Below are 7463 nucleotides of genomic sequence, written 5' to 3'. Positions count from 1 at the left end.
TAAGCAATAATGCCTACCAACAAAGCCGCTCGCCACGTTTCTCTTTCTTCTTTATTCATTTGTCCAAATAACCGACGATCCTAAAACCGTCGTGTTCCGCCCTCGTGCCAAAACCTTTTGAGTTCGAACACGTCAACCAGCAAAGCTAATTGGCGGGAAGGGGTCGTAGGTCAGTCGCCGCAGCGACCGGCGACCCCGTCGGTGGTGTGCATATAGGGTTAAGGACCCTGCGAAGTCAACATGCAATTTTCAAAAAACTGTAAAAAACTTCGAGACCCCGCAGGATCAGCGCCCCTTTGCCATGTTTGCTGGCGAGCTCCTGGCCCTGACAGCATCGCGCAGCGCCAGTTTCACGGCCTATCAGTCGCAAATTCGATCAGGTTCGGCTTTCAGCTCCCACCCGCATCGCCTAGAACATCGTCATCTCTTTTCATCGAGGTGTATCATGCTCAATCTTCTCACTGATATTTCCGGCCTTGCCGTTGGCAATGCTCAAGACCCGGATCTGGCTTCCGGGGTTACCGTGATTACCTTTGACAAGCCGGCGGTCGCCTCGGGGTACGTCCTTGGCGGAGCACCGGGCAGCCGCGACCAAAAGCTTCTCGAGCCCGGCGCGACCGTTGAAGCTGTCGATGCCTTTGTTCTTTCGGGTGGCTCGGCCTTCGGCCTCGATGCAGCTGGCGGTGTTCAATCAGGACTTCGCGCTGATGGCCGCGGCTTCGCCCTTTCGGACATGCGGATCCCGATCGTGCCGCAGGCGATCCTGATGGATCTTCTCAATGGCGGTAACAAGGACTGGGGGCTTCACGCCCCCTATCGTGATCTCGGCTATCAGGCCTATCGCAACGCAGATCGCGGGCGCTTTTCTCTCGGCACTGCCGGCGCCGGTACCGGCGCGACAACCGCCACGCTCAAGGGCGGTCTCGGCTCGGCCAGCTCTGCGCTCGCATCAGGCCATATCGTCGGCGCACTGGTTGCCGTCAATGCGATGGGCAGCGTTACGGTCGGCAACGGTCCTCACTTCTGGGCAGCCCCTTTCGAACGGGACAGTGAATTCGGCGGACTGGGGCAGCCTCACGGCTTTGACCCCACAGATCTGCAGCTGCGGATGAAAGGTCTCGCCACGACGGCAACGACGATCGGCGTGATCGTGACCGATGCGGTGCTTAGCAAAGCCGAGACGCATCGCCTCGCCATCATGGCCCATGGTGGCTTTGCCCGGGCGATCTTTCCCGCCCATCTGCCGATGGATGGCGACACGGTCCTCTCTGCGGCTACATGTGCAAAGCCGATGACCGACCCCGCCGATTTCGCCCATATCTGCCATGCCGCCATGATGACAATGGCCCGGGCAATCGCCCGTGGTGTCTATAACGCAAAAGCGCTCCCGCAAGCGGGAGCGCAAAAAGCCTGGTGCGATATTCACAAATGACGTGCGTCCGGCGCCTCGGCAGCTCTACTTGCTGCCGACGGCATAGCCACCGCCAATGGCAACGTTGAGGCTGACATAGTCGTTCGCCATATTGGCAATCGCATCGGCGAGATCGGCCTCGGCGCTCGAAACGGAGCGCTGCGCATCAAGAACATCGAGCAGTGATGTTGCGCCGTCCTTGTAGCTGGCCGTTGAAAGGTCGAGCGCTTCCTTGTAAGAGGCAACCGTTGCCCGCAATGCCGAGACCGTACGGCCGTCACGTGAAACCTTGGCCAGTGCCGTCTCCACTTCGGAAATTGCGCTCAGCACCGTCTGCTGCCAGGCAAGATAGGCCGAGCGGGCCTGCGATTCGCTGATGCGGACATTGGCCCGCAACGCACCACCGTCAAAGATAGGCAGGCTCAGCGCCGGGCCGAAAGACCATGAAGTCAACCCGTTGCTGCCGGCCAGATGGGAGGCGCTGATGCTCGCCGTGACCGTGCCACTCAATGTGATTGACGGGTAAAGTGCTGCCTCGGAGACACCGATATTCGCGGTCGCTGCGGCAAGCGCCTGTTCCGCGTTGCGGATGTCGGGGCGATTGCGAATGAGATCAGCCGGCACGCCACTCGAATAGGTGGCGCTGGTCATCGGGATCGGCTTCTTCTTGTTCATCTGATCGATCAGAGTTGCGGCGGGCAGCCCCATCAGGGTCGAGAGCGAATAGACCTGCGCCCGATAATCGGCTTCCAGCCCAGGAATCGCCGATAGCTGGGCATTGACGAGACCTTCCGACTGCGCAACATCCAGCCGCGAGGACGCACCGGCATCAAGCTGGAACTGGGTCAGCTTCAAGGTTTCGCGCCGGCTGGCAAGGTTCGATTTGGCGATCTGCAGGCGCTCCTGATAGAGGCGTGCATTTACATAGGCCTGAATCAGGTTCGAAATCAGGCTCAAACGTGCCACATCGGCAGTGGCATAAGCTTCACCGAGCTGGGCTTCGGCCGCCTCGCCGGCACGCTTATATTTGCCGAACAGATCAAGATACCAGGAAACAGGGATTGACCCGGTGGCCGTGTTGGTCAGCTTGCGGGCAGAGCTGGTTGCAGATTCACCGGCTGAACTGCCAATCGTGTCCCCGCCCGACAGGTCGACCGATGGATAGGCGCCCGCCGTGGCGGTGATAATACCTTCCTGAGCCTGGTTGATTGCCTCGACCGCCTGCAGGATATCAAGGTTCTGCGCCAACCCCTTGTCAACATAGGCGTTGAGCTGAGAATCATTGAAGGACGTCCACCAGGCCTTCTGGGTCACGTCGCCATCACTTTTCGTACTGCCTTCGCTGAACTTGGTCGGCAGCGGCATTTCAGGCTTCTGATAGAAGGGACCGACCACGCAGCCCGAAAGCAACAACATAACGAACGGTACGGAAACGCGGCGCAATAGCATAGGTCTGTCCTGTCAGGTTCGGCCGTGGCTTACACAAGCCGTTTACATATTCCTTTTAAGCGCCGGGGAGGCCCCGGCGCAATATGGTTAGCAATCTTTAAATTGCCTGCTGGTCTTCCGATTTGGCCTCTTTCTTGCGTTCGATCCGCATGATCCGGCAAACTGCAACGAAGAAGGACGGGATAAAGAAGACGCCCAGTGCCGTTGCGGCCAGCATGCCGAAGAACACGGTAATACCGATTGCATTCTGCGAGGCTGCACCCGCCCCCTTCGCCACAGCCAGCGGCGCGACACCGAGCATGAAGGCCAGCGACGTCATCAGGATCGGGCGCAATCGCATACGGGCCGCACGAAGGGCCGAATCGACCGCGGACATGCCCTGATCCATCAGCTCGCGGGCAAACTCCACAATCAGAATGGCGTTCTTCGCCGCGAGACCCATCGTCGTCAGGAGCCCGACCTTGAAGTAAATGTCGTTATTCTGACCGGTGAAATGGGCGCCCAGCACGGCACCGAAGATACCGACAGGCACAGCAAGGATAACCGCAAAGGGAATTGACCAGCTTTCATAGAGAGCTGCAAGGCAGAGGAACACGAACACCACCGAGATTGCATAGAGGTAGCTCGCTTCATTGCCCGAAACCACTTCCTGATAGGACATGTCCGTCCAGGCTACGGTAAAGCCCCCGGTCAGCTGCTTGACGAGACTTTCAAGCTGGTTCATCGCCTCACCCGTCGAGTAACCCGGCTGGGTGCCACCCGTAATATCCACGGCGTTGTTACCGTTGTAGTGGGCGATCGTCGGCGCACCGGAGACCCAGCTGATCTTGGTGAACTCCGAGAAGGGCACCATGTCACCGTCGGAATTCGACGCATACCACTTGTTGATATCGTCCGGTTGCATGCGATAGGGCGCGTCACCCTGAACATAGACCTTCTTGATCTTGCCGTTGATCGTGAAGTTGTTGATGTAGGTTCCGGCATAGATCGTCGACAGCATTGAGGTAACCGACGAGAGGTTTACGCCATAAGCCCCAACCTTCTCCGTATCAATGTCGAGCATCATCTGGGTCTGGTTGGCCAGGGTATCTGTGCGTGTCTGTGACGCTATCCCACCCTGATTCATCTGACTGATGATATTTGTTGTCGAGGCGAAGGTCGCATCCTGACCGCGGTTACCACTGTCCACCACATAACCGGTCCAGCCTGTCGAAGTACCCAGCCCCGGAATGGCAGGCGGCAGCAGAACATAGACCTGCGCATCGCGAATATGGGTATAGAAATACATATTCGCGCGCTGAAGGATCTCCGTTGCACCCGCCGATTTCGCCGTACGCTGATCGAAGTCTTTCAGTTTGATGAAGTTCATACCGTAATTTTGACCGGTACCGGCAAAGGAAAAGCCGACAGCGGAGAAGACTGCGTCTACATTCGCGCCTTCCTGGGTATCAAAATAGTTCTGGATCTGCTGCATCACCGCATTGGTGCGATCGGTCGTGGCACCATCCGGCAATTGCACGATCGAGAAGAGATAGCCCTGGTCCTCATCGGGCAGGAAGGCACTCGGCAGCTTGCCGAAATAATAAACCACACCGGCGACGACGAGTGCGAACACCAGAAAAACCGGGATCATCAAACCAAGCAGACGCTTGACCGTTCCCGTGTAACCCGTCGTCAGCCGCTCGAAATTCCGGTTGAAGATACCCGAGAGACCACGGTCCTTCTTGGTCGGATCGACCGGCTTCAGGATTGTGGCACAGAGTGCCGGTGTGAAGATCAGCGCCATCAGCACCGAAAGCACCATGGCCGAGACAATCGTCACCGAGAACTGGCGATAGATGATACCCGTCGAACCACCGATGAAGGCCATCGGAATGAACACAGCCGACAGAACCAGCACGATACCAACCAGCGCGCCGGAGATTTCCGCCATTGACCGAATGGTCGCCTCGCGCGGCGGCAGCCCCTCCTCATGCATGATGCGTTCGACGTTTTCCGTCACAACAATCGCATCGTCGACGAGAAGACCAATCGCCAGCACCATGGCGAACATGGTCAGCGTATTGATCGAATATCCGGCTATCGCCAGCACGCCGAAGGTACCAAGCAGAACCACCGGCACAACAATCGTCGGAATGATCGTCGCACGCAGGTTCTGCAGGAAGACCAGCAGCACGAGGAAGACGAGAACGATCGCCTCAAACAGGGTTTCAACAACCTGTTCAATCGAGAGCTCGACGAAGGGCGTCGTATCGTAAGGATAGATGATGTCGACGCCTTCGGGCAGCGTCGGCTTGATCGAATTCATGAAGTTGACGACGTTTCTGGACGTGTCAACAGCATTGGCACCACTGGCAAGCTCTACGGCGAAACCACCGGCGACCTTGCCGTTGTAATAGCCCTGAATATCGTAATTCTCTTGCCCGAGTTCGACATGGCCGAGATCGCCCATCGTCACCGTCGCACCGTTTTCGGTTACCTTGACGACGATATTCTCGAATTCACGCACCGTTGTCAGCTGCGTCGACGACACAACGGTCAGATTGAGCTGCTGCCCCTTTGTCGAAGGGTTATCACCCAGATCACCAACGGCAACCTGCGCGTTCTGCGCTTCAATCGCGCTGGTGACATCGGCAACGGTCAGGTTGTACTGATTGAGCTTGTAAGGATCGAGCCAGATCCGCATGGCATAGGGCGTGAAGAAGGCCTGAACGCTGCCCACACCATCCAGTCGCATGACGCTATCCTGAATCGTGCTGTCGATGATGTTGCCGAGATCGGCCGCGGAATAATCGCCATTCGACGAGGTCAGCGCGACCACCATCAGGATCGACGATGACGAGTGGTTCACCGTCAGACCCAGCTGCCGCACCGTGTCGGGCAGCTGCGATTCAACAAGCTGCAGCTTGTTCTGAACTTCGACCTGCGCGATTTCGGGATCAATCGCCGGTCCGAAAATCACCTGGATCTGCGACGAGCCATTGCTTGAAGTCGACGTCATGTAGAGCATGTCATCGAAGCCAGACAGGCCATCCTCGATGACATTGGTAACCGTCGATTCAACGGTTTCGGCACTGGCGCCCGGATAGGTCGATGAAATTGAAATCGTGGTCGGAGCGATCTCCGGATATTGCGAGATCGGCAGCGTCAAGACGCCAAGACCGCCCCCAATCATAATCAGGATCGCCACAACCCAGGCGAAAATTGGTCGATGAATAAAGAAATTAGCCATTAAAAGTTCCTCGAGCGCCGGGGTCTATCTTTTGCGAAAACACCATTCGCTCAACCGTTGCTGCCGGAACTGGCCGCATTCTTGTTTGTGGAACCGCCGGATGCATCCGCCGGCTGCTGATCGACGACAACGCCATCGGAATTGATGGTCACCGGTACCGGCGTCACCGTCTTCACACCGCCAACCAGGCGCTGGAAGCCGTCTACAATCAACTTGTCACCATCGGAAACGCCGCTGGTTACCAGCCAGCCATTGCCGGAAGACTGGGCATCCTTGAAGACGCGGGTCTCCACGGAATTGTCCTTGCCGACAAATTGGGCGGTAACCTTGCCGCCGGGCTCGATCTGCGCTGCCAGCTGGGGAATAAGATAGCCCTTCGTCTCGTCCAGCGTCAGCGTCGCACGGACAAACATGCCCGGCAGGATCACGCTCTTGGGATTGTCGAAGACCGCCCGCAGATTGACTGTGCCGGTTGATTCGTTGACCGTGCGGTCCGAAACATCGAGATGACCCTTGACGTCATATTCAGTGCCATCATCCAGCTGAACCGTGACGGCAATCTTGGAAAGATCCGCTTCGCTGCCCAGAGACGTGGAATATTTACTCGACCCCGAAAGCACTTCGGAGGCCGACTCATACATGTCAACGTAGATCGGATCGAGCTGATTGATCTGAACCAGCGGCGTCGTCGAACTGGACGAGGCAATATTGCCGATCGCGATATTCGAAACCCCCAGCGCACCATCGAAGGGCGCCAATATGCTGGTATGATCAAGATTGACCTGCGCTGCAGCGACGGAAGCCTTGCCAGCCTCAACATCAGCGAGCGACTGCTCATAAGAGACCTGGGCATCGGTCAGCTGAATTTCGGTTGCGCCCTTGTTGACGATGTTTTTGTAACGCTCGTAATTGGCCTTCATGCCCGGAACCGTGGCATTTGCCTTGGCGAGCGTCGCCTTGGCCTGATCAAGAGCAGCCTGGTAGCTGTCTTTTTCGATCTGATAGAGAAGATCGCCCTTCTTGACCGAAGCACCATCCGTAAAGGCTTTTTCCTCGATAATGCCGCTAACCTGCGACACGATCTCGGCGCTGCGATAGGCAACGGCACGGGCCGGAAGCGTCGTGGTGATCGGCAGCGTCTGCTGCTTCATCTCGATAACACCGACAGACGGCGGAGGCATCTGCATGCCTCCCTGCTTCTCACCTTCCTTACTGCATGCGACGGCCGTAACGGCCAGAACGGAGAGAAGAGCAATTGAAAGCTTGCGCGGCTTCATGGGCACCTATCCAAATCAACAAATCGAAACAATTTACGCCGTTCTAGCACACTCACCAGCGTGCCGGAACAGCGAATACAACTGTTGGGCGTCA

The 7463-nt window shown here is 57.2% G+C and carries 4 protein-coding genes; 1 reads left to right on the top strand and 3 read right to left on the bottom strand.

Going from position 1 to position 7463, the window contains the following annotated elements:
* Positions 1–445: 445 nt before the first annotated feature.
* Positions 446–1432, top strand: a complete 987-nt coding sequence (locus FJU08_RS20170) for a P1 family peptidase (RefSeq protein WP_141150858.1) — start codon at positions 446–448, stop codon at positions 1430–1432.
* A 24-nt stretch (positions 1433–1456) separates the two neighbouring features.
* Here FJU08_RS20170 and FJU08_RS20165 read toward each other — a convergent pair whose 3' ends face one another.
* From FJU08_RS20165 to FJU08_RS20155, 3 genes are all read right to left on the bottom strand, one after another.
* Complete coding sequence (locus tag FJU08_RS20165; protein ID WP_141150857.1) at positions 1457–2860, bottom strand: efflux transporter outer membrane subunit; 1404 nt, start codon at positions 2858–2860, stop codon at positions 1457–1459.
* A 97-nt stretch (positions 2861–2957) separates the two neighbouring features.
* On the bottom strand, positions 2958–6092 hold the full coding sequence (locus tag FJU08_RS20160) for an efflux RND transporter permease subunit (RefSeq protein WP_141150856.1): 3135 nt from the start codon (positions 6090–6092) through the stop codon (positions 2958–2960).
* A 50-nt stretch (positions 6093–6142) separates the two neighbouring features.
* On the bottom strand, positions 6143–7369 hold the full coding sequence (locus FJU08_RS20155) for an efflux RND transporter periplasmic adaptor subunit (RefSeq protein WP_141150855.1): 1227 nt from the start codon (positions 7367–7369) through the stop codon (positions 6143–6145).
* Positions 7370–7463 lie beyond the last annotated feature (94 nt).

It is taken from the genome of Martelella alba, from assembly GCF_006516955.1.
In the GTDB taxonomy this organism is placed as follows: Bacteria; Pseudomonadota; Alphaproteobacteria; order Rhizobiales; family Rhizobiaceae; genus Martelella; species Martelella alba.
The sequence above is the reverse complement of the archived record's forward strand: the minus strand, read 5'-3'. Positions and strand labels throughout refer to the sequence as shown.

Coding starts and splice junctions, on each gene's coding strand:
- FJU08_RS20170 (WP_141150858.1), top strand. CDS start 446: ATGCTCAATCTTCTCACTGATATTTCCGGCCTTGCCGTTGGCAATGCT.
- FJU08_RS20165 (WP_141150857.1), bottom strand. CDS start 2,860: ATGCTATTGCGCCGCGTTTCCGTACCGTTCGTTATGTTGTTGCTTTCG.
- FJU08_RS20160 (WP_141150856.1), bottom strand. CDS start 6,092: ATGGCTAATTTCTTTATTCATCGACCAATTTTCGCCTGGGTTGTGGCG.
- FJU08_RS20155 (WP_141150855.1), bottom strand. CDS start 7,369: ATGAAGCCGCGCAAGCTTTCAATTGCTCTTCTCTCCGTTCTGGCCGTT.